The organism is Tenacibaculum ovolyticum DSM 18103 (genome assembly GCF_000430545.1).
In the GTDB taxonomy this organism is placed as follows: Bacteria; Bacteroidota; Bacteroidia; order Flavobacteriales; family Flavobacteriaceae; genus Polaribacter; species Polaribacter ovolyticus.
In genome coordinates, this window is record NZ_KE387165.1 from 76,701 (window position 1) to 99,893 (window position 23,193).

Here is a 23,193-nt window from a genome sequence, read left to right on the forward strand (position 1 = left end):
TATTACAAGAAATTAATATCTCTTTATAAATTTAAAGCAGCATTGTTATTCTTAACAGCTTCTGCAGAAGATGCTAAATGCTCTTTTTCTGCATCAGATAAGTTAATCTCAACGATTTTTTCAATTCCGCTTTTTCCTAAAACAACAGGAACTCCAATACATAAATCAGATAAACCATATTCACCATCTAATAATGTTGAACAAGGAAAAATCTTCTTAGTATCACAAGCAATAGCTTGTACCATACCTGAAACTGCTGCTCCTGGAGCATACCAAGCTGAAGTACCTAACAAACCAGTTAAAGTAGCTCCACCAACTTTAGTATCTTGCATAACTTGTGTTAATCTTTCTTCTGATAAAAATTCAGAAACAGGAACTGAATTACGAGTAGCTAAACGTGTTAAAGGCACCATTCCTTTGTCAGAGTGACCACCAATTACCATTCCGTCTACATCAGAAATAGGCGCTCCTAAAGCTTCTGCTAAACGATATTTAAAACGTGCAGAATCTAAAGCTCCTCCCATACCTATAATTCTGTTTTTAGGTAAACCAGTTGCTTTATGAACTAAATAAGTCATAGTATCCATTGGGTTAGAAACTACAATAATTATTGTATTAGGCGACTGTTCTACTAAACTAGAAGCTACTGTTTTTACAATACCTGCGTTTATTCCTAATAACTCGTCACGAGACATACCTGGTTTACGAGCAATACCAGAAGTAATTACACAAATATCAGATTCAGCAGTTTTACTATAATCACCAGTAGTACCGGTAATTTTAGTATCAAAACCATTTAAAGAGGCTGTTTGCATTAAATCCATTGCTTTACCTTCTGCAAAACCTTCTTTAATATCTACCAATACAACTTCTGATGCGAAGTTTTTAATAGCAATATACTCTGCACAACTTGCACCTACAGCACCTGCTCCTACAACTGTTACTTTCATTTTTTTATATTTTTAATTGTGATGATTAATTCTTACCTCAAAAATAAGAAAAAAACAAAAAAGAGCACTGTTAATCAGCGCTCTTTTTCTTTCTATTTAAAAATTTTAACTTGATTTTTTCTTGAATAATAAATTATATCTGTTGCAAAATCAACATCATAAACAGGTTTATTATTCTCTAAAACTATTTTATCAATTTCTTCTCCTGTCTCTTTATTTACTTTAACAAGTAATTTAGCTTTGTTTTCACCTTTCGCAAAAATCAAAGCGTACTTATTGGTTTCTTGCATTGCATTGAATCTATCTTTAAGAAAGCTTGTTGCAACACCTGCAGCAATATAACCTGCCTCTCCAATTGCTTTTGTTCTTTCACCAAATAAAGCTGAAGTATTAGAATTCTTCACTGAATTCCCCTTAGGATCCTTGTATTCAGTAGTAACAGTAACTTCAGCAGTAGCTACTGCTGAAGCAGCTTGTGCTGCTTGCGATAATCCTTTAAATAATTTCCTTCCAAATTCCCCTGGTTGAGAATACTTCTTATGAAACAAAAGTTTTCCACTAAAATCAACTCCTACAACCTCACTCTGCCCTGAAATAGAAATATTATTAGGAAAAAGAATCATACTAGAGATTGTCTTTTCACTCTTAAGCTTTAGTTTTGAGAAAGGCTTTGGTCTTTTAGTTGAATTTTCATTAAACTTATACAATTCTTCATCGTTAAAAACAATAAAATTTCCACTTTTCGCATCATAATCCGCAAATGTTGGTCTTTTTTCATTAAGCTTTAAATTCTTACTCCAAACTTTTTTCCCTGTCTTATAGTCAACCATGTTAGCATAAGTAGAGGTAACATATAATATTCTATTATTATTTGTTTTTTCTAAGAAGAAAATAGGATCATCGTCGTTATCTGATATAGTAACATCTCCTCTCCATAATTTTTTACCATCTTTATCTATTAGCATCATCTCATCATCATACACATAAAGAAAATCACCATCAATAGGAATTACAGATTTAATACCCTTTCCTTTCGGATCTTTTTTCCACAACTTTTTCCCTGTACTATAATCATAAAAATTAAAACCCTTATAATGTGCTAAAAGCATTTTATCTTGCCAATCTTCAAATAATATTAAGAATTTAGTGCTTAAAGGTTTTTTCCATATTTTATCCCCTGTAGGAACATCATAAAGTTCTATTTCATTTTTAAAACCAAAAAAACCTTTTTTCTTAATCGTTATTAATTTATTACCATCTAAAGAATTTTTATAATCAAGAATATTCTTCTCTTCTGATTTCCATAACAATTTCCCTGTTGATTTATCTAAAGTATAAAACTTAGTTTTTATTAAAGCAAAAACTTTATTTTTAGTATACGTAAGCTTGTCTTTAAAAGCTGTAGGGTTTAATTTCAAAAAAGATTTAAAGAAATTTAGAAATTGGTCAGATACAGGAGTCTTCCATGCGAATTTTTTATCAGAAAGCAAATACTTAGCTACTATTAATTTACCTTTGGTAACACCGTATAATAACAAAGCGTTTTCATCAAATAAATATTTAGAATCAAAGTAACTTTCATTATTCGAAGGCTTAAAAATTAGCTCACCACTAAAACTATTGTAAACATATAATTTATTTGAGTAAAATAATTGAATGAATGGAGTGTCGTTAATTATTGAAAACTCTCTTTTACCTGGAAATAAAGAACCTAACACATCTAAATTAACTTTTCCATTAGCTTCAGTAATATCTAAAGTTATATTTTTCTCTTTTAAAACAGTCCATAATATTTCATCTTTAGTAGAATCATAACCATGTATATTATCTCCTTCAGAAATAACACTAATACCATTAAAGGGTACTACTATCAAATCTTTTACTTTATCCTTAAAAGTTAACGTCTTTGATGCTTTACGCTGTGAAAAAGCAACAAATGATACTGTAATTATTAATAAGGTTAGAAACCTCTTTAAGTTAAACATTTTCTATAATTTTTATTGTTTTTTTTTACTAAATTTTTACCTAAAACTAAAAGCAATACCTGCATTTACAGAGTTGTATTCTTGCATAGTATAACTTCCAAATATTTTAAAGAACCCTAAACTTAAACGAGTACCAATTGTAGCATTAAAACTACCTGTATTATTTTTTACTGAAACAGGATCTGTAATTGTATCAACAACTCCACCTCCATAATTCAAATTAAAATCACCTAACATATTAACCTTTGTATTACCTCCATTATACCCTAAACCACCATAGAAATTGATAATCGGAAAATTTATAGAAGCAATTGCCTGAACTGTATAAGCATTTAACCTAAATTGAGCATTAGCGTTATCTGTAGTTATTTGTGTAGAATTTTCGGTGAAATTATAATCTACTGACATATTTGTGTATGCTGCTAAAAAAGATAAATGTAATGGTGTTTTTCCTAAAGGACTTAATAAATCTGTAAACTCCTTTTTTAAACCAAGTCCCCATACACTTCCTTTTGCATCATCAGTTCCGACTTTTGGAACCAAACGTAGCATAACATCAAATTTATAAGGTAACCCTAGTCCTACCTGTACAGAAGGAGCAGGAACTGCATTTACAGGTAAATCAGCACCTTTTGGAAGACTTATTTCTATAGGTGTATTTATTGTTGTACCATCAGCAATTACCGAAATTCCTAATCTAGCAGGAATAGCATCATCACCACCCGCTATAGTAGGAGATGTAGCTCCCTCTGGAATAGCTGCGCCGTTAGGAAAAGTTAAACCTTTTAAACCTAAACTAGAAATATTAAAAATTTCGTCTTTAGCAGGAACAAAAGAAGCGTTAGCTCCAATAGAAATATCAAATCCGAATTTCTTATGCACTTTAGCCGTATGATACCAACCATTATTCATACTGTAAACAAGTCCTTTCATTGCAGGAGCCATATACGCAGATGTTAATTTAGAAGCATCCTCGGTATTAGCTAAAAAAAAGTCTTGAATATTCTGTGCTTTTGCATTAAAAGCTAAAGCAAAAATAGTTAATAGTGATAAAGTAGTTTTTTTCATTTTTCTAAGTTTTTATTTTACAAATATATAAAAAAGCTCAATTCTATTGAAATTGAGCTTTTTTATATATTTAATTTAAATTGCTGTTACGCATCAATATTTGCATATTTTGCATTACGTTCAATAAAATCTCTACGAGGTGGTACCTCATCTCCCATTAGCATAGAGAATACTCTATCTGCTTCTGTTGGACTATCAATAACAACCTTACGTAAAGTTCTAAATTCAGGGTTCATTGTAGTATCCCACAATTGCTCCGCATTCATCTCTCCAAGACCTTTATAACGTTGTATATTTACATTACCGCCTAATTTTTGAGCAATTAAATCACGTTGATTATCATCCCATGCATATTCTCTTTTCTGTCCTTTTTTAACTAAGTATAAAGGTGGAGTAGCAATATAAATATATCCTTGCTCAACCATTTCTCTCATGTACCTAAAGAAAAAAGTTAAAATTAAAGTTGCAATATGACTACCATCTACATCGGCATCACACATAATAACTACTTTATGATAACGTATTTTAGATAAGTTTAAAGCTCTCGGGTCTTCTTCTGTTCCAATTGAAACACCTAAAGCTGTAAACATGTTTTTGATTTCTTCATTCTCAAAAACTTTATGTTGCATCGCTTTCTCTACATTCAATATTTTTCCACGTAGTGGTAAAATCGCTTGAAAATTACGATCACGTCCTTGTTTTGCTGTTCCACCTGCCGAATCTCCCTCAACTAAGAAAATTTCACATTGAGCTGGATCTGTTTCAGAACAATCAGATAATTTACCAGGTAAACCACCAATACTCATTACAGTTTTACGCTGTACCATTTCACGTGCTTTGCGTGCAGCATGACGTGCTTGTGCAGCTAAAATTACTTTCTGAACAATTGTTTTTGCATCATTAGGGTTTTCTTCTAAATAGTCAGTTAACATTTCTGACACTGCTTGAGAAACCGCAGAAGTTACCTCTCTATTCCCTAATTTCGTTTTTGTTTGCCCTTCAAACTGAGGTTCTGCTACTTTCACAGAAATAATAGCTGTTAAACCTTCACGAAAATCATCACCAGCTATTTCAAATTTCACATTTTTAAGCAACCCAGATTCATCTGCATATTTTTTCAACGTATGTGTTAATCCACGTCTAAATCCAGATAAATGTGTTCCTCCTTCATGTGTATTAATGTTATTTACATATGAATGTAAGTTTTCAGAATACGATGTATTATATACCATCGCTACCTCAACTGGAATTCCATTTTTCTCACCTTCCATTGAAATAACATTCGCTGTTAATTGCTCGCGAGTACTATCTAAATATTTGATAAATTCAGGTAATCCTTCTGTACTTCTAAAAGTTTCTTGAATATAATTACCTTCATCGTCTGTATTTCTCTTATCTGTTAAAGTAATTGTAATTCCTTTATTTAAATAAGCTAGCTCTCTTAAACGTGCAGATAATGTATCATAATTATACTCTGTAGTTTGAGCAAATATTGATTTATCTGGTAAAAATGTTACAATTGTACCTGTAAAATCAGTTTCTCCAATTGTTTTAACAGGATATAAAGCTTTTCCTTTCTCATATTCTTGCTGCCAAACCTTACCTTCTTTATGAACCGTTGCTGTTAAATGATCAGATAATGCATTTACACAACTTACACCAACTCCGTGTAATCCTCCAGAAACCTTATAAGAATCTTTATCAAATTTACCTCCAGCTCCAATTTTTGTCATTACAACCTGTAATGCAGAAACACCTTCTTTTTTATGAATTCCGACAGGAATCCCACGACCATTATCTTTGGTCGTTATAGAATTATCTTCATTAATAGTAACATCAATCATATCACAATGACCTCCCATTGCTTCATCAATAGAGTTATCTACAACTTCATATACTAAATGATGTAAACCTCTAACACCAACATCTCCAATATACATTGATGGACGCATTCTTACATGCTCCATTCCTTCTAGTGCCTGAATACTAGAAGCATCATAATTCTTCTTTTTTTCTTCGCTCATTATAAAAAGTAAATGTTTTAATTATTATAATTATAGATAGTGTATTTTAAAAAATACTACACATACAAAACTAAGCTATTTATAGCTCGAATAAAACTTTTTTAATAAATATGAACAAAAATAGCTGTAAAAACAAAACACCTTTAAACCCTTCTTAAAACACCTTAAAGATCCATTGAAATATTTTTCACACTTTTCAATCACTCATAAAAAGCAAAAACCTCGCATAAGCAAGGTTTTTAAAGATTGTAATTTTATAAAAACTTGTGATTTAACCTAAATTAATGGTTTTTTGCCCTGCCGAAAGGCCTTCTATTGAAACAATTACTTTGTAACCGCCTGGTTTAACATTTTCTCTATCAACCTCAATATACGAGGTAACACCTAGTAATTCATTTTTGTAATCTACAATTAGGTTGTTTTTAGTTCCGTTTTTAGCAACAACTATATTATTCTGAGAATCTAAAATTTTTATAGAAACTCTTTTTTTTCCTGGAGCAGCCATTTCATTTTCTAAAACAGAAAAACTAACTTTAAAAGCATCTACCTTATTCTTGTTAGTTGTTTTTGTAAACTTACCACTATTCCTTTTCTTCATCGTTAGGATTTCAGAAATATTTACTTTTAGTAATTTAGCTTTATCTATTTTAGAAGCTAAAAAATTAACTTTTTTTGAAAGTCTTTTAGTTAGCGTTATTTTTTTAGTTAATGCATTTTTATCTTTTTTTAAATCATTATCTAAATCATCTACAGAATCTTTTAAATCTATAATTTTGTTTATTTCAGAAATAACTCGCTTAGATAGTTTTTTATTCCGGACAGCCAACTTTTTATAACTAGCTATTTTTTCATCTAATTCAAGTTGTAATTCATTTTTTTCTTCTACAGATTTTTTAAGTTTAGAACTCACAACTTTATAATCGTAACTCTTATTAAATGCATATATAAAGGAAAATACTGTTGCTATAAATAATAATACAAGTAATAATTTTTTCTTAAATATTGGGGTACTCATTCTCTTTGGGGGGTATTAGTTTCACAAAAGATAAATCTAAATATAGATATAAAATAGTAATAATAAAAAATATTTTTTCTTATCATCCCTAAAACACCATAAAATTAATGGTTTAATTATTTAAAAAACACACAAAACACTTTAAACTTAAAACAAAAAAATCTCGCAAGTGCGAGATTTTTTCTTACCTTTTTATATAAAAAACAATTAAACTAATTCAATTACCAAATCTTCTGAGTTCACCATTATTCCCGATTCTAATACTAATTCCTTTATCGTTGAATCTTCAACAGCAGTAATAGTAGTTTCCATTTTCATTGCTTCAATAATAAATAAAGGTTGATTTTTTGTTACTTTTTCACCTTTTTTAACCAAAACAGTAGATAACATCCCTTGCAAAGGAGCCCCTATTTCTTTTGAATTGTTTTTAGCAGCTTTCGTATTTACTACTTTAGTTATTTTAATTGATTCGTCTTTTACCTGAACAGACCTACCTTGCCCATTTACTTTAAAATAGACTGTTACCATTCCATCTTCATTTGGTCTTCCAACAGAATCTAAGGTAATTAATAACCTTTTACCTTTATCTAACTCAACAATTATCTCCTCACCTCTTTCCATTCCATAAAAGAAGTTCTTTGTTGGTAAATTTATTAAACTATCATATTTTAAGTGCTTGTTAAAAGCATCAGTAAATACTTTAGGGTATAATTTATACGATAAGAAATCTGTAAAATCTATAGGCCTACTTAAATCATTTTCAAATATTTTTTTAAAATCATTATACTCTTCTTCAATATCTAAAGGCTCAATATGTGCATTCGGCCTATCGGTATATGGTTTTTGATCTTTTAAAATTAATTTTTGAAGGTCTTTCGGAAAACCTCCTACAGGCTGACCTAAATCACCTCTAAAAAAACTTACTACTGATTGTGGAAATGAAATTGTATCTCCGCGCTCTAAAACATCCTGAACAGTTAAATTATTACTTACTAAGTATTGTGCCATATCACCAACAACTTTAGAACTTGGCGTTACTTTTACGATATCACCAAAGAGTAAGTTTACATCTCCGTACATTTTAGTAATTTCATGAAAGCGATCTTCTAAACCTAATGCCTGTGCTTGTGGTTTTAAGTTAGAATACTGCCCTCCTGGTATTTCATGCTTAAAAACCTCTCCAGAACCTGATTTTAAACCAGATTCAAACGGATAATAATACTCTCTTACAGCTCCCCAATAATTAGAGTACTCATTTAAGGAATCTATATTCAAATGACTTTCTCTATCATTAAATTTCATCATTTCTACAACCGAATTGAAATTAGGTTGTGATGTTAATCCAGATAAACCACCAAGAGCTACATCAACAACATCAACTCCCGCTTCAATAGCCTTTAAATAAGTTGCCGACTGAATAGATGAAGTATCATGTGTATGTAAGTGAATAGGAATATTAACTTCTTGTTTTAAAGCAGAAACTAATTCAAAAGCTGCATATGGTTTTAATAAACCAGCCATATCTTTAATAGCCAAGATGTGCGCTCCTGCATTTTCAATATCTTTAGCTAATTGTGTATAGTATTTAAGATTGTATTTTGTATTCTTCGGATTTAAGATATCACTTGTATAACAAATTGAACCTTCTGCTAGTCCCTGAGTTTTAGTACGAACATGTTCAATACAAGGTGCAATAGATTTCATCCAATTTAAAGAATCAAAAATTCTAAAAATATCAACTCCATTTTCCCAAGATTGCTCAACAAACTTTTCAATTAAATTATCTGAATATGCTGTATATCCTACACCATTTGAACCTCTAATTAACATTTGAAGCAAGACATTTGGCATAGATTTACGCAACAAACGTAAACGTTCCCATGGGTTTTCTTGTAAAAAACGCATACAAACATCAAATGTTGCACCTCCCCAAACTTCCATACTAAAAATGTCAGCGTTATTTTTCGCATAACCTTCTGCTACTTTTAACATATCAAAAGTTCGCATTCTTGTGGCTAATAAACTCTGATGCGCATCACGCATTGTTGTATCAGTAAAATGAATTTTATTTTCATTCTTTAACCATTCAGAAAACTTTTCTGGACCTAATTCAGTTAATAAGTCTTTTGTTCCTTTGGGGTAACTAGCATTTGCATCAAACGAAGGAACTACTGGTTGAATAAACTTCTTCGTTGAGTCTAACTTTTTAACATCTGAATTTCCGTTTACAATAACATCACCTAAATAAGTAATTAACTTCGTAGCTCTATTCCTTGGTGCTTTAAAAGAAAATAAATCAGGGGTCTGCTTAATAAAATTAACTGTTACTTCTCCTTTTCTGAAAGTATCATGTTTTAAAATATTATCAAGAAAAGGCATATTTGTTTTAACACCTCTAATTCTAAACTCTGCTAAAGCACGACTTACTTTTCGGCATGCTCCATCTAAAGTTCTACTATTTGCAGTAACTTTAACAAGCATAGAATCAAAAAACGGTGAAATAATAGCTCCTTGATATACACTACCCGCATCTAATCGAATACCAAAACCAGAGGCACTTCTATAGGCCGTAATTTCGCCATAATCTGGTTTAAAATCATTCTGAGGATCTTCGGTTGTAATTCTACATTGTAAAGCATAACCGTTAATCTTTACAGCTTCTTGGTTTGTTATTTTTATTTGTTGGTCAGCTAATTTATAACCTCCCGCAATAAACAATTGTGTTTTTACTAAATCGATGTTTGTTACTACTTCAGTAACCGTATGCTCCACTTGAATACGTGGATTTACCTCTATAAAATAAATAGAACCATCATCATCTACTAAAAATTCTACCGTTCCTATATTATTATAATTTACTGCCTTACAAATAGCTATTGCATATTTATAAAGAGCTTCTTTTGTTTCTTGTTTTAAACCGAATGATGGTGCAAATTCAATTACTTTTTGATAACGGCGTTGTACAGAACAATCACGTTCAAATAAATGAACTGTATTCCCATAATTATCTGCTACAATTTGAATTTCAATATGCTTTGGATTCTCTACAAACTTCTCAAGAAAAACCGTATCATCTCCAAATGCATTTAAAGCTTCACGCTTACTTTCGTTAAAAGCTTTTTTTAACTCTTCAGCCTTTCTAATAACACGCATTCCTCTACCTCCACCACCAGAAGCGGCTTTTAGCATTATAGGATACCCTATTTTTCCTGCTTCTTTTAAAGCAACCTCAATACTCACTAAAGCCTCTTCGTTACTTTTAATAATAGGAATATTGTTTGCTAAAGCAACCTCTTTAGCTGTTATTTTATCTCCTAGTGATTTTAAAACCGACACTTTAGGTCCAATAAAAATAATACCGTTGTTTTCACATTCTTGGGCAAAATTTGCATTTTCAGACAAAAAACCATAACCTGGATGAATCGCATCTGCACCACACTCTAATGCAACTCTAATTAGCTCATCAATATTCAAATACGGCTTTAAAGGTTCGTTGTTTTGACCTATTTGATATGCTTCATCTGCTTTATATCGATGCAATGAATATCGATCTTCAAAGGTATAAACACCTACAGTTTCAACATTAATCTCAGTACAGGCTCTAAAAATTCTAATAGCAATTTCTCCTCTATTTGCAACAAGTACTTTTTTTATTTTCATCTTAAGTGGTTTATTTTGAGTGTAAAAGTATTTTTTTGTTTAAAAAAAATCAAATTCGTGATAATTTACAACGAATTGTTTAAAACTGTGTTATTATTCTTATTTTACTCTTAATCGATTCTATTTTAAAATCAATTTTGCGACAACTTATTTAAAAGTATTTCTTAAAATCATTAAGAATACAAACTGATATTAAATTTAATATGCATCATCATGTACACTCATTATTGCTCTTCCTGAAGGCTCATTCATGTTTTTAAATGCTTCATCCCACTCAAGTGCCGTAGCAGTACTACAAGCTACACTAGCTTCTTGCGGAACACTTAAAGCAGCAGTATCACTTGGAAAATGCCCCTCAAAGATTGAACGATAATAAAACTCTTCTTTATTGGTTGGTGTTTGAATTGGAAATCTAAATTTAGCATTTGCTAATTGCTCATCAGTAACTTCCTTATCAACAACTTCCTTTAATGTATCAATCCAACTATAACCTACACCATCAGAAAATTGCTCTTTCTGTCTCCAAGCAACACTCTCAGGCAACATATCTTCAAAAGCTTTACGAATCACCCACTTTTCCATGCGCTCTCCGTTAATCATTTTGTCTTGTGGGTTAATACGCATAGCAACATCCATAAACTCTTTATCTAAAAATGGCACACGACCTTCAATTCCCCAAGCCATTAAACTTTTGTTAGCTCTTAAACAATCATACATGTGTAATTTATCTAATTTACGAACAGTTTCTTCATGGAATTCTTCTGCACTTGGAGCTTTATGAAAATACAAATAACCTCCAAAAATTTCATCAGCACCTTCACCCGACAACACCATTTTAACTCCCATCGACTTAATAACACGTGCCATTAAATACATTGGTGTAGAAGAACGAATTGTTGTAATATCATATGTTTCTATGTTATAAATAACATCTTTAATTGCATCTAAACCTTCTTGAATAGTGAATTTTATTTCATGGTGAACAGTACCAATATGATCTGCTACCTTTTGAGCAGCAGCTAAATCAGGCGAACCTTCTAACCCTACAGAAAAAGAGTGTAATTGAGGATACCAAGCTTCTGATTTATCGTCAGATTCAATTCTTTTTTGCGAGTATTTTTTAGCAACTGCTGATATTACAGAAGAATCTAATCCTCCAGAAAGTAAAACACCATAAGGTACATCACTCATTAATTGCCTGTGTACAGCAGCTTCTAGAGCTTCTTTAACTTCTCCAATACTAGTTTCGTTTTCTTTTACCGCCTGGTAGTCAGACCAATCTTTTTTATACCATTGTACAAATTTCCCATCTTTACTAGACATATAGTGCCCTGGAGGAAATAATTCTATTTTAGAACAAACCCCTTCTAAAGCTTTTAATTCAGAAGCAACATAAAAAGTTCCGTTTATATCCCAACCAATGTATAAAGGAATAATTCCCATATGATCACGAGCAACAAAATACTCGTCTTTTTCAACATCATATAAAGCAAAACCAAAAATCCCGTTTAAATCATCTACAAAATCAACACCTTTTTCTTTGTAAAGTGCTAAAATCACTTCACAATCAGAAGCTGTTTGAAACTCATAAGAACCTGTAAGGTTTTTAGCTAACTCTCTGTGGTTGTATATTTCTCCGTTTGCAGCTAAAATTAGTTTTTTATCAGCACTAAATAAAGGTTGTTGACCAGAAGCAGGATCAACAATTGCTAATCTTTCATGAGCCATTATAACTTTATCATCACTATAAACACCACTCCAATCTGGGCCACGATGCCTAATTTTTTTAGCCATTTCTAAAACCTGAGGTCTTAAACTATCCGAAGTTTGTTTTAAATCAAACGCACATACAATTCCACACATAACTTTATATTTTAATTACTTTCTTAAAAAAGAAGATTTGTTTCTATTTATGACACAAACTACGGTATATAGTTTCTTTTTGAAAACACAAAACAATATTTTAATATAAATTTGAAACAAAAAAATAAATAAAAACAATAATATGTAATGACATTAGCTAATTATCTATAAAAACAACAACACTTTAATAGTTATTAATAAAAAAGCAAAATAAAGTTTGTGAAATCAAAAATCTATTTTACATTTGCCTTATAATGATGAAACAAAACAACATATGGTGGTGGAACTCTCTTAAAAGTTAAGTGAGAAGAAACCCGTATGTATATAATATAACGAAAAGGCTTATCTCACGATAAGCCTTTTTTTGTTTTTAATACTAAAAATGTCACCTCGAGCGCAGTCGAGAGGCCATTAAAATAAAAGAGATTAAAACGGTCTCGACTGCGCTCGACCAGACAAGATAAAATGAATAAAATAGCATTCAAAACAGTTAGTAAAAAACGTATTTCAGATACGATTACCCCTGTAGGTTTGTATTTGAGGTTTAGAGATAAATATGCAAATACATTATTATTAGAAAGTTCAGATTATCATAGTAAAGAAGAAAGTTTTTCTTTTATTGCTATTGAACCTATTGTTACGATGAAAGTTGACAATTATCAATTTTCTATTTCTCATAAAGGTACAGAAACCGACAAACAACCTGTTCATAAAAATTTTTATCAATTATTTGATCAGTTTACAAATTCGATAACCTTAGATTGCCCTGCTGAATTAAAATCATTTAATGGTTTGTATGGTTATTCAACTTTCGATTCTGTTCAATATTTCGAAAATATTCAGTTTAAAAACAAAAAAGCACCTTCAGCAATTCCTGAAATGCAATACAGTTTTTATCGCTTTATTATTGCTATCAATCATTTTAATGATGAAATGACTTTGATTGAGAATATCGAAGAAGGAACAACTTCAAGAATTTCAGAAATAGAAACGATTATTGAGGCACAAACATTCAATACTCAAAAATTTGAAATCAACGGAGAAGAAACCTCAAACTGCACAGATGAAGACTTTAAAGAATATGTAGTTAAAGCAAAAGCTCACTGTAAACGAGGCGATGTTTTTCAATTAGTTTTATCACGTCAATTTCAACAAGAATTTAAAGGAGATGAATTTAATGTATACAGAGCGTTACGTTCAATAAATCCTTCTCCTTATTTATTTTATTTCGATTACGGATCATTTAAATTAATGGGTTCTTCACCTGAGGCACAAATTAAAATTAACGCAGGTAAAGCAATCATCAACCCAATTGCTGGAACATTTAGAAGAACTGGCGATATGGCTGAAGATATTAAGCTAGGAAAATTACTATCTGAAGACAAGAAAGAAACTGCCGAACATGTAATGCTAGTTGATTTAGCAAGAAACGATTTAAGTAAACATGCCGAAAACGTAAAAGTTGAAGTTTTTAAAGAAGTTCAATATTTTAGTCATGTAATTCACTTAGTATCTACAGTGCAAGGTAAAATTAAAGGAAACCCAATTAATATAGTAGGAGACACATTTCCTGCAGGTACATTAAGCGGAGCTCCAAAATACAAAGCCATGCAATTAATTGACAAATACGAAAATCAATCTCGTGGATTTTATGGTGGTGCCGTTGGAATAATCGGTTTAGATGGCTCTGTAAATCTAGCTATTGCAATACGTTCTTTCGTTAGTAAAAATAATGTATTGTACTACCAAGCAGGTGCAGGAATTGTAATTCATTCTGATGAAGAAAAAGAATTACAAGAAGTAAACAACAAACTAGCAGCATTAAAAAAAGCATTAACCTTAGCAGAAAACATTTAAGATGAATATATTAATACTAGATAATTACGATTCGTTTACCTACAATTTAGTACATATGGTAGAAGATATTACTGGTAATTTACCAGATGTATATAGAAACGATGAAATTTCTATTGAAGAAATAGATCGTTATGATGCTATCATTTTATCTCCGGGACCAGGAATTCCTGATCAAGCTGGTATTTTAAAAAATGTTATAAAGCAATATGCAGGTAAAAAACCTATTTTTGGCGTTTGTTTAGGACTGCAAGCAATAACAGAAGTTTTTGGTGGAAAAATTGAAAACATGGGAGAAGTTTTTCATGGAGTAGCTACAGAAATGGAAGTTATCGATGAAAATGCAACAATTTTTAAAGGAATTTCAAATAAATTTGATGCAGCAAGATATCATTCTTGGATTGCTTCAAACGAAAATTTTCCTTCAGAGATTATGATTACTGCAAAAGATGAGGACGGAGGTATTCAAGCGATTCAGCATAAAATATTTAATTTATCAGCAGTACAATTTCATCCTGAATCAATATTAACTGAAGTTGGCGAGCAAATAGTTAGAAATTTTTTAGATACTATTAAAAACTAACACTTTCACAAATATAACGAAGTAATCTCTTAATTAATAAACAAATTAACATAGCAAATCATCACTTACTTCGCTATTACAAGATTGAATTATGAAACAAATATTAAACAACTTATATCAACATAAAAGATTAACAAAACTTGAAGCTAAACAGGTTTTAATTGATATTGCTTCAGGAAAATTTAACGATGCACATTTAGCATCTTTTATGACTGTTTTTATGATGCGTCCGATTTCTGTTGATGAACTTTCAGGGTTTAGAGATGCTCTAAAAGAACTAGCCATAAAAGTCGATTTTTCTGAATACAACACCATAGATATTGTAGGAACTGGCGGAGACGGGAAAGATACTTTTAACATATCTACAATGACTTCTTTTATTGTTGCAGGCACAGGACAAAAAGTAGCTAAACACGGTAACTATTCAGTTTCTTCACAATCTGGATCCTCTGACATGTTAGAAAGTTTCGGTTATAAATTTACAAATGACGAAGCTATTTTAAAATCGCATTTAGAAAAAGCAAATATTTGTTTTTTACACGCTCCTAAATTTCATCCCGCAATGAAAGCTGTGAGCTCAACAAGAAAAGCATTAGCATTAAAAACCTTTTTTAACATGCTAGGGCCATTAGTAAATCCTAGTTCACCGCAAAATCAGTTATTAGGAACATTTAATTTAGAAGTTGCTCGCCTATACAATTACATTCTACAAGAAGAAGGCAGTAACTACGGAATTGTACACGCCTTAGATGGTTATGATGAAATATCATTAACAAGCGGATTTAAATTATTTACCAAAAACGGAGAACAATTAATTAACCCTGAAGATTTAGGGCAAAAAAAATTACAACAATCAGATATTTTTGGAGGAATTTCTGTTGCCGATGCTGCAAAAATATTTAAGAATATTATTGAAGGAAACGGTACTGAAGCACAAAACAGTGTTGTTTTAACAAATGCTGCTTTCGCTTTAAAAATTATTGATCATAAAAAGAGTTTCATAGAAGCTTATGAGGAAGCCAAAAACTCATTACTAGGTTTAAAGGCTAAAGAATGTTTAAATAAATTAGTAAATTAAAATATCATTACAAGAAAGAATAACGAAGTAATCTTATAAATAAAGGTTACCTACTTTGTTTGAATGACAAAAGAATAAAAAATGACAATACTAGATAAAATAATCGCATTTAAGAAAACAGAAGTTGCTAAAATAAAAGCAGAAGTACCTGTAAAAAAATTAATTGAAAGCCCTAATTTTAAGAACACTTCGTTTTCACTAAAAAAGTCTTTACTTTCAGTAGGTTCAACTGGTATCATTGCCGAGTTTAAACGCCAATCTCCTTCTAAGGGGGTTATTAACGATAAGTCTACAATTATTGAAGTAACAGAAGGCTACTTAGACGCAAACGTTGCTGCACAGTCTATTTTAACAGATACTTCATTTTTTGGAGGAACAATGGCTGATTTACTAGAAGCTAGAACTGTAAACCAGATAAAACCTATTTTAAGAAAAGATTTTATTGTGGATGGATTTCAAATTGTTGAAGCCAAAGCTATCGGCGCAGATGTTATTCTTTTAATAGCAGCTTATTTAACACCACAAGAATTAAAAAATTACGGTCAATTAGCAAGTGATTTAGGCTTAGAAGTTTTATACGAAGTACATACACAAGAGGATTTAGATAAAATTAACGATTTAGATAATAAAATTATCGGAATTAATAATAGAAACTTAAAAACTTTCGAAGTTGATTTAGAGCATTCAATTAATCTAGCCAATCAAATTCCAGACACAGCAATTAAAGTCTCAGAAAGTGGAATTTCTGACCCTAGAATTATTACTGGATTAAAAGAACATGGTTTTCAAGGTTTTTTAATTGGTGAGACCTTTATGAAAACAGATAATCCTGGGCAAGCTTGCCAAGAATTTATTGATCAAATACGATAAGCTATGAAGCTAAAAGTTTGTGGAATGAAATACATAGAAAACATCCAACAAGTTGCAGCACTGCAACCTGACTATTTGGGGTTTATTTTCTATGATAAGTCGAAAAGAAATTTTGAAGGGATTATTCCTGATTTACCTAAAGAAATAAAAAAATCGGGTGTCTTTGTAAATGAAATTCCTGAAATAGTAGTTTCATTAGTCGAAGAGTATGGCTTAAACATGATACAGTTACATGGAGATGAAACACCCGAATATATAGATCGTTTAAGATCAATATTTAAAGAAAGTATCGCTGAAAAACACCCAAAGGCTAAATATAAAATGCCAGAAATTGTAAAAGTTTTTGGAATTAAAGATGATTTCGATTTTAACATTTTAAAGCCCTACGAACAGCTAGTTGATTTCTTTTTATTTGACACCAAAGGAAAAGAAAGAGGCGGAAACGGAATTACATTCGATTGGTCGGTTTTAAAAAGTTATAATTCTAACACACCTTTCTTTCTTAGTGGAGGAATTGGCTTGGAAGAAATAAATGAAATTAAAGAATTACAAAAAACAGATTTACCTATTTATGCTTTAGATGTAAATAGTAAGTTTGAAACCGAGACTGGCTTAAAATCAGTAAAAAACATAGCGAAATTTAAAAAACAAGTCATTACAAGTAAAGCAAAGTAATCTATTTCTTAATTAAGAGATTACTTCATTCTTCTCAATGACAGAAAATTAGAATATGGAATCAAAATTTCAACCAACTAAAGAAGGGTATTACGGACAATTCGGGGGAGCATTTATCCCTGAACTACTATACCCAAACGTAAAAGAGCTAGAAGATAATTATTTAGAAATTCTTGGTTCAGAAGCTTTTCAAAAAGAGTATAAAGACTTATTGCAACATTATGTTGGCCGACCAAGTCCGCTATACTTAGCAAAACGTTTATCTGAAAAATATGGAGCTACCATTTATTTAAAACGAGAAGACTTAAATCATACTGGTGCTCATAAAGTAAACAACACTATAGGTCAGATTTTAGTTGCTAAACATTTAGGTAAAACTAAAATTATTGCTGAAACAGGCGCTGGTCAACACGGTGTTGCCACAGCTACTGTTTGTGCGTTAATGGATTTAGAATGTGTTGTTTTTATGGGAGAGACTGACATTAAAAGACAAGCACCAAATGTAGCACGAATGAAAATGCTTGGTGCAAAAGTAATTCCCGCAACCAGCGGAAGTAAAACTTTAAAAGATGCTACAAACGAAGCTATCCGTTACTGGATTCAACATCCTGAGACATATTACTTGATAGGTTCAGTTGTTGGTCCACACCCATACCCAGATATGGTAGCACGTTTACAAGCTGTTATTTCAGAAGAAATGAAAGCACAGTTGAAAGAGCACACAGGGAAAGAAAACCCTGATACAATTGTTGCTTGTGTTGGAGGAGGCTCTAATGCAGCAGGTGCTTTTTACCATTATTTAAACGACAAAGAGGTTGAACTAGTTGCTGTTGAAGCTGCTGGTTTAGGTGTAAATTCAGGTGAAAGCGCAGCTACCTCTCAACTTGGTGAAGTTGGTGTTATTCACGGTAGTAAAACAATTTTAATGCAAGATGAATATGGACAAATAGTAGAACCTTATTCAATATCAGCAGGATTAGACTACCCAGGAGTTGGCCCTTTACACGCCTATTTACATGAAACTAAGCGAGCAAAATTCATGAATGCAACAGACAAAGAAGCTTTAACTGCGGCTTATGAATTAACTAAAATCGAAGGGATTATTCCTGCATTAGAAAGTGCACATGCATTAGCTGTTTTACCTAAAATGGATTTAAAGAAAGATCAAGTTGTTGTAATTAATCTATCTGGTAGAGGTGATAAAGATTTAGAAACCTACATTAAACATTTAGAAGAATAAAATGAATTCAGTAAAAAATATATTTCAAAATAAAAGTCAAGATTTACTCTCTATTTTCTTTACTGCTGGCTTTCCAAAACTTAACGACACTAAAGATATAATCTCAGAACTAAGCTCAAGCGGTGTTGATTTTATAGAAGTAGGTCTTCCTTACTCCGATCCTTTGGCTGATGGCCCAACAATACAACACAGCAGTGCTGTTGCTTTAAAAAATGGGATAAACCTTGATGTTATATTCAATCAATTATTAGAAATAAAAGAAACTAATAAAACGCCATTAGTATTAATGGGGTATTTAAATCAGATTATTAAATACGGTGAAGATCGTTTTTGTAAAAAAGTAAAAGACTGCGGAATAGACACCGTAATCATACCTGATTTACCAATGATTGAGTATGAAAATCATTACAAAGAACTATTCGCTAATTACGGAATAATTAATGTATTTTTAATTACTCCACACACTTCTGAAGAACGAATTCGCAAAATAGACTCATTAACCGAAGCGTTTATTTACGTAGTCGCATCTGCTGCTATTACAGGCGCAAAAGGAGAAATATCACAACAGCAAATTGATTATTTTAATCGAATAAACGCAATGAAACTAAAAAGTAAGTTAATTCTTGGTTTTGGTATTTCAGATCGCAAAACATTCACAACTGCTTGTAGTTATACCAACGGAGCTATTATTGGATCTGCCTTTATAAAAGAGTTAGATAAGAATGGAATTACTGGTATTTCTAATTTCATAAAGCAAGTAAAGTAAAAAACACCTTTACAATGTTAAATTTTATTACGCATAAAAAATCCTGAACTTTAAAGTTTAGGATTTTCTTTATTTTGTTTAAAAACTATTTATCTATAGACCCTAAAACACGTTTCATAAAGCTATTTAACGCCTCTTTTTTAGGAGTACCTTCTTTTATCATCTTATCTACTTCAATAGCTCCATACATATTAGAGATTAACTCTCCTATAACATCTAATTCTTCGTCTTTTAACGATGGAACTTCAGTTAAAGCTTCTAATGTTTCTATTGTTTCAAGTAAATAATCTTGATCATTTTCTTCAATAAAAGAAGTTAAATGTTTAATAACTGGTAATTTCATAAGAATGTGTATTTATTTCTAAGTAAACTAATCATTTACTTTAAATATTTTTATTTATTAAGATTATTGATTTCTTAATAAAAGCATTAAACAACTTCGTTTACCAAGCCTTTTAATACATCAAACTTATTGGTTTGTACTTGATTCACAATTTTACCATTTACAAAAGTTGCAAAAGTAGGTAAGTTACTTACATCTGCTAATTTTCTACTCTCAGAAAATTTTTCTGCATCAACAATTACAAAAACCATACTCTCATTCTCTGAAGATAGCTTTTTAAATTTTGGTTTCATAATACGACAATTACCACACCAAGTTGCTGAAAATTGCACTACTACTTTTGGATTATTTACAACTAACTCTGCTAAATTATCATTGCTTAATTCTTGTATCATAATTTATATTTTTTTCGAAAGGAGTTCGTGCTTAGTCCCTTCACTTACCGCGCACGAACTTATTCCCTTCTTTATTTTAATTTCTTAGTGACTTGCTAAATATGCTGCAGTTCCTTTTGCGTTTGGTTGCATAGCATCTTTACCTTCTTCCCAGTTTGCAGGACAAACTTCACCTTTTTCTTGTACATGAGTATACGCGTCAATTAAACGTAAAAATTCATTTACATTACGACCTACTGGCATATGGTTTATACCTTCATGAAAAACAGTTCCTTCTTCATCAATTAAATAAGTAGCTCTGTATGTTACATTATCTCCAACTACTTGTACTGTTTGAGTAGCTTCGTCAAAAATCTCTTCAGAAATATCTAAGATACCTAAAATCGATGATAAATTACGATTACTATCTGCTAATAAAGGATATGTTACACCTTCGATTCCACCATTATCCTTAGATTGGTTTAACCATGCGAAATGTACTTCAGGAGTATCACAAGAAGCTCCTATTACAATCGTATTTCTTTTTTCAAATTCACCCAATGCTTCTTGAAAAGCATGTAACTCTGTAGGGCAAACAAATGTAAAGTCTTTTGGATACCAAAATAACAATACTTTTTTCTTATTATTTACTGCTTCTTCTAATACATTTAATTTAAATGTATCACCCATTTCGTTCATTGCGTCAACGCTTAAACTTGGAAATTTTTTACCAACTGCTGTAGCCATTTTATATGTTCTATTAATTATTATTCGTTTTTACAGCCACAAAGATATTTTATTATGAAAGTATTTAAATATTAAAACCAACTTTATTTTCTATCATACTATAGTTTTTACTGATCAAAATAATACACTTAAATATATTTAACTTATACGTAGATAAATTTTCTTATTTTTTATAATAATATTTTATACATAAAGTAAAAGCCATAAATTAAAACTATTTACTCTAGAATTGAACCTCAACAAACTACAAATTATGTAAGACACAAATCTACATCCATCTTCTATAAGTGAAACTAAATACTCTTTTACGGGATGTAAACAAAACAAAGCTGTTAGAAATTATTTTTCTAACAGCTTTTTCATAGTTATTAAAACTTAAAAGGAATCTCTTAACAATTAAAAAGATTAGTCTTTCCATCAAAACATATACCAGAACCCGGTGTTGAATCATCTTCTTCACAAGGCCCCATTCTACCAGAACTTACATCAAGACAGAGTTTCAACCCTCCACCATTAACTTTTTGTTGTTCTAATTTACTCAACTGCTTTACTCCTGATAAATCTGAAATTGTCTTTAACATATTTTTATTTTTTAATTCGATATAAATATAAAATTTTATTTTTCACCAAACACTTTTTTACTTTTTTTAACATTTATTTAATAAACTCATTTTCAATATTATAAAAAACACAATACAGAGCATAATCATGCTTTCAAGTTCATTTTTTTTGAGTAAATAATCTTAATTCCATCCAACTTCTAACCTTTACTTTTGATCAATAATTTTGTTAAAGAATCATCCTTTAGCATATTTAGAGCTATTTCAAGAAGTATAGTTAAGTTTCATTAGAAGATTAAAAAAAATAAAAATGCCCCTATTTACTTAGTTGCAAATAGTTTCACGTCATTCTCTGAGACTATTTTTTCCCCTAAGATAATTAAACGCTCTACAACATTACGAAGCTCCCTAATATTACCCGTCCAATCGTATTCTTGTAGCAACTTAATTGAAGTTACTGAAAATTCTTTTTGAACCATTCCTTGTTCTGAAGCAATCTTCTCAGAAAAAAAATCAACTAACAAAGGTATATCTCCTCTTCTATCGTTTAGAGCAGGAACCTTTATTAAAATAACTGCTAAACGATGGTATAGATCTTCTCTAAATCGACCTTCTGCAATTTCCTTTTTTAAATCTTTATTGGTTGCAGCAACAATACGTACGTTTACCTTTATATCTTTATCTGAACCTACTCTTTGAATTTTATTTTCTTGTAGAGCTCGCAGTACTTTTGCTTGAGCAGACAAACTCATATCACCAATTTCATCTAAAAAAATAGTACCTCCGTTTGCTGCTTCAAACTTACCTGCACGGTCTTTGTTTGCTCCAGTAAAAGAACCTTTCACATGACCAAATAACTCACTTTCTATTAATTCAGAAGGAATTGCAGCACAGTTAACTTCAATCATTGATGCTTTTACTCTATCTGATTTTTCATGTAACCAATGCGCCACCAATTCTTTTCCTGTTCCGTTTGGCCCAGTAATTAAAACTCTTGCGTCTGTAGCTGCTACTTTTTCAATGATTTCTTTAATATGAGTAATTGCATCACTCTCCCCAATCATCTCGTAACTCTTACTAACCTTCTTTTTAAGACGTTTGTTTTCAACTACAAGCTCTTTACGATCTAACGCATTTCTAACTGTATTTAATAAACGGTTTAAATCTGGCGGCTTAGAAATATAATCAAATGCCCCTAAACGCATTGTATTAACAGCAGTATCTAAATCTCCATGCCCAGAAATCATTACCATTGGTGTTTCTGGTTTTATTTTCTTAGCTTTTTCTAATACCTCAACACCATCCATTTTTGGCATTTTAATATCACAAAGTACTAAATCGTAATCTTTATTTTTAATCATTTCAATCCCTGCCAATCCATCTTCTGCCTCTTCAACTTCATAAGCATCATTCTCTTCTGAAATGATTTTCTTTAAAACTCTACGGATTGCCGCTTCATCTTCTATGATTAATATTTTTGACATTCTTTTATTTATATTTTTAGGATAAAGAAAGAAAAGTTTTTTTTATCATTCTTC

The 23,193-nt window shown here is 31.0% G+C and carries 19 protein-coding genes; 7 read left to right on the top strand and 12 right to left on the bottom strand.

Annotated features, from left to right (window positions below; all coding sequences use genetic code 11):
- Positions 1 to 23 precede the first annotated feature (23 nt).
- The 7 genes from mdh to asnB form a co-directional block, all read right to left on the bottom strand.
- A complete protein-coding gene (gene mdh / locus H518_RS0116690) occupies positions 24 to 950 on the bottom strand; it encodes a malate dehydrogenase (protein ID WP_028890128.1) in 927 nt (308 codons plus the stop codon).
- A gap of 92 nt (positions 951 to 1,042) precedes the next feature.
- Positions 1,043 to 2,935: a PQQ-binding-like beta-propeller repeat protein gene (locus H518_RS0116695; protein WP_028890129.1), complete on the bottom strand. Its 1,893-nt coding sequence runs from the start codon at positions 2,933 to 2,935 to the stop codon at positions 1,043 to 1,045.
- Positions 2,936 to 2,971: 36 nt separating this feature from the next.
- On the bottom strand, positions 2,972 to 4,003 hold the full coding sequence (locus tag H518_RS0116700) for a DUF6588 family protein (RefSeq protein ID WP_028890130.1): 1,032 nt from the start codon (positions 4,001 to 4,003) through the stop codon (positions 2,972 to 2,974).
- Between the two features lie 86 nt (positions 4,004 to 4,089).
- Complete coding sequence (gyrB, locus tag H518_RS0116705; protein ID WP_028890131.1) at positions 4,090 to 6,027, bottom strand: DNA topoisomerase (ATP-hydrolyzing) subunit B; 1,938 nt, start codon at positions 6,025 to 6,027, stop codon at positions 4,090 to 4,092.
- A 271-nt stretch (positions 6,028 to 6,298) separates the two neighbouring features.
- Entirely contained in the window at positions 6,299 to 7,042 is a 744-nt protein-coding gene (locus tag H518_RS0116710; protein ID WP_028890132.1) for a hypothetical protein, read from the bottom strand.
- 207 nt (positions 7,043 to 7,249) lie between these two features.
- Positions 7,250 to 10,702 (bottom strand): pyruvate carboxylase, encoded by a 3,453-nt coding sequence (locus tag H518_RS0116715; RefSeq protein ID WP_028890133.1) that lies wholly within the window; start codon positions 10,700 to 10,702, stop codon positions 7,250 to 7,252.
- Between the two features lie 198 nt (positions 10,703 to 10,900).
- A complete protein-coding gene (gene asnB, locus H518_RS0116720) occupies positions 10,901 to 12,565 on the bottom strand; it encodes an asparagine synthase B (protein ID WP_028890134.1) in 1,665 nt (554 codons plus the stop codon).
- A gap of 465 nt (positions 12,566 to 13,030) precedes the next feature.
- Here asnB and H518_RS0116725 point away from each other — a divergent pair, with 465 nt between their 5' ends.
- The 7 genes from H518_RS0116725 (at position 13,031) to trpA (ending at position 19,631) form a co-directional block, all read left to right on the top strand.
- Positions 13,031 to 14,422 (top strand): anthranilate synthase component I family protein, encoded by a 1,392-nt coding sequence (locus H518_RS0116725; RefSeq protein WP_028890135.1) that lies wholly within the window; start codon positions 13,031 to 13,033, stop codon positions 14,420 to 14,422.
- Between the two features lies 1 nt (position 14,423).
- Positions 14,424 to 15,002 (top strand): anthranilate synthase component II, encoded by a 579-nt coding sequence (locus H518_RS0116730; protein WP_028890136.1) that lies wholly within the window; start codon positions 14,424 to 14,426, stop codon positions 15,000 to 15,002.
- A gap of 91 nt (positions 15,003 to 15,093) precedes the next feature.
- Positions 15,094 to 16,080: an anthranilate phosphoribosyltransferase gene (trpD, locus tag H518_RS0116735; protein WP_028890137.1), complete on the top strand. Its 987-nt coding sequence runs from the start codon at positions 15,094 to 15,096 to the stop codon at positions 16,078 to 16,080.
- 81 nt (positions 16,081 to 16,161) lie between these two features.
- Positions 16,162 to 16,950, top strand: a complete 789-nt coding sequence (gene trpC / locus H518_RS0116740) for an indole-3-glycerol phosphate synthase TrpC (RefSeq protein WP_028890138.1) — start codon at positions 16,162 to 16,164, stop codon at positions 16,948 to 16,950.
- A gap of 24 nt (positions 16,951 to 16,974) precedes the next feature.
- A complete protein-coding gene (locus H518_RS0116745; protein WP_043707192.1) occupies positions 16,975 to 17,625 on the top strand; it encodes a phosphoribosylanthranilate isomerase in 651 nt (216 codons plus the stop codon).
- Positions 17,626 to 17,680: 55 nt separating this feature from the next.
- Positions 17,681 to 18,865 (top strand): tryptophan synthase subunit beta, encoded by a 1,185-nt coding sequence (trpB, locus tag H518_RS0116750; protein WP_028890140.1) that lies wholly within the window; start codon positions 17,681 to 17,683, stop codon positions 18,863 to 18,865.
- A gap of 1 nt (position 18,866) precedes the next feature.
- Positions 18,867 to 19,631 (top strand): tryptophan synthase subunit alpha, encoded by a 765-nt coding sequence (gene trpA / locus H518_RS0116755; protein ID WP_028890141.1) that lies wholly within the window; start codon positions 18,867 to 18,869, stop codon positions 19,629 to 19,631.
- Positions 19,632 to 19,716: 85 nt separating this feature from the next.
- Here trpA and H518_RS0116760 read toward each other — a convergent pair whose 3' ends face one another.
- From H518_RS0116760 to H518_RS0116780, 5 genes are all read right to left on the bottom strand, one after another.
- Positions 19,717 to 19,974 (bottom strand): DUF6952 family protein, encoded by a 258-nt coding sequence (locus tag H518_RS0116760; protein WP_028890142.1) that lies wholly within the window; start codon positions 19,972 to 19,974, stop codon positions 19,717 to 19,719.
- Positions 19,975 to 20,060: 86 nt separating this feature from the next.
- A complete protein-coding gene (locus H518_RS0116765) occupies positions 20,061 to 20,369 on the bottom strand; it encodes a thioredoxin family protein (protein ID WP_028890143.1) in 309 nt (102 codons plus the stop codon).
- A gap of 84 nt (positions 20,370 to 20,453) precedes the next feature.
- Entirely contained in the window at positions 20,454 to 21,095 is a 642-nt protein-coding gene (locus tag H518_RS0116770; RefSeq protein ID WP_028890144.1) for a peroxiredoxin, read from the bottom strand.
- Between the two features lie 389 nt (positions 21,096 to 21,484).
- Positions 21,485 to 21,676, bottom strand: coding sequence for a hypothetical protein (locus H518_RS0116775; protein ID WP_028890145.1), 192 nt, complete (start codon positions 21,674 to 21,676; stop codon positions 21,485 to 21,487).
- Positions 21,677 to 21,975: 299 nt separating this feature from the next.
- A complete protein-coding gene (locus H518_RS0116780) occupies positions 21,976 to 23,139 on the bottom strand; it encodes a sigma-54-dependent transcriptional regulator (protein WP_028890146.1) in 1,164 nt (387 codons plus the stop codon).
- Between the last annotated feature and the right edge of the window lie 54 nt (positions 23,140 to 23,193).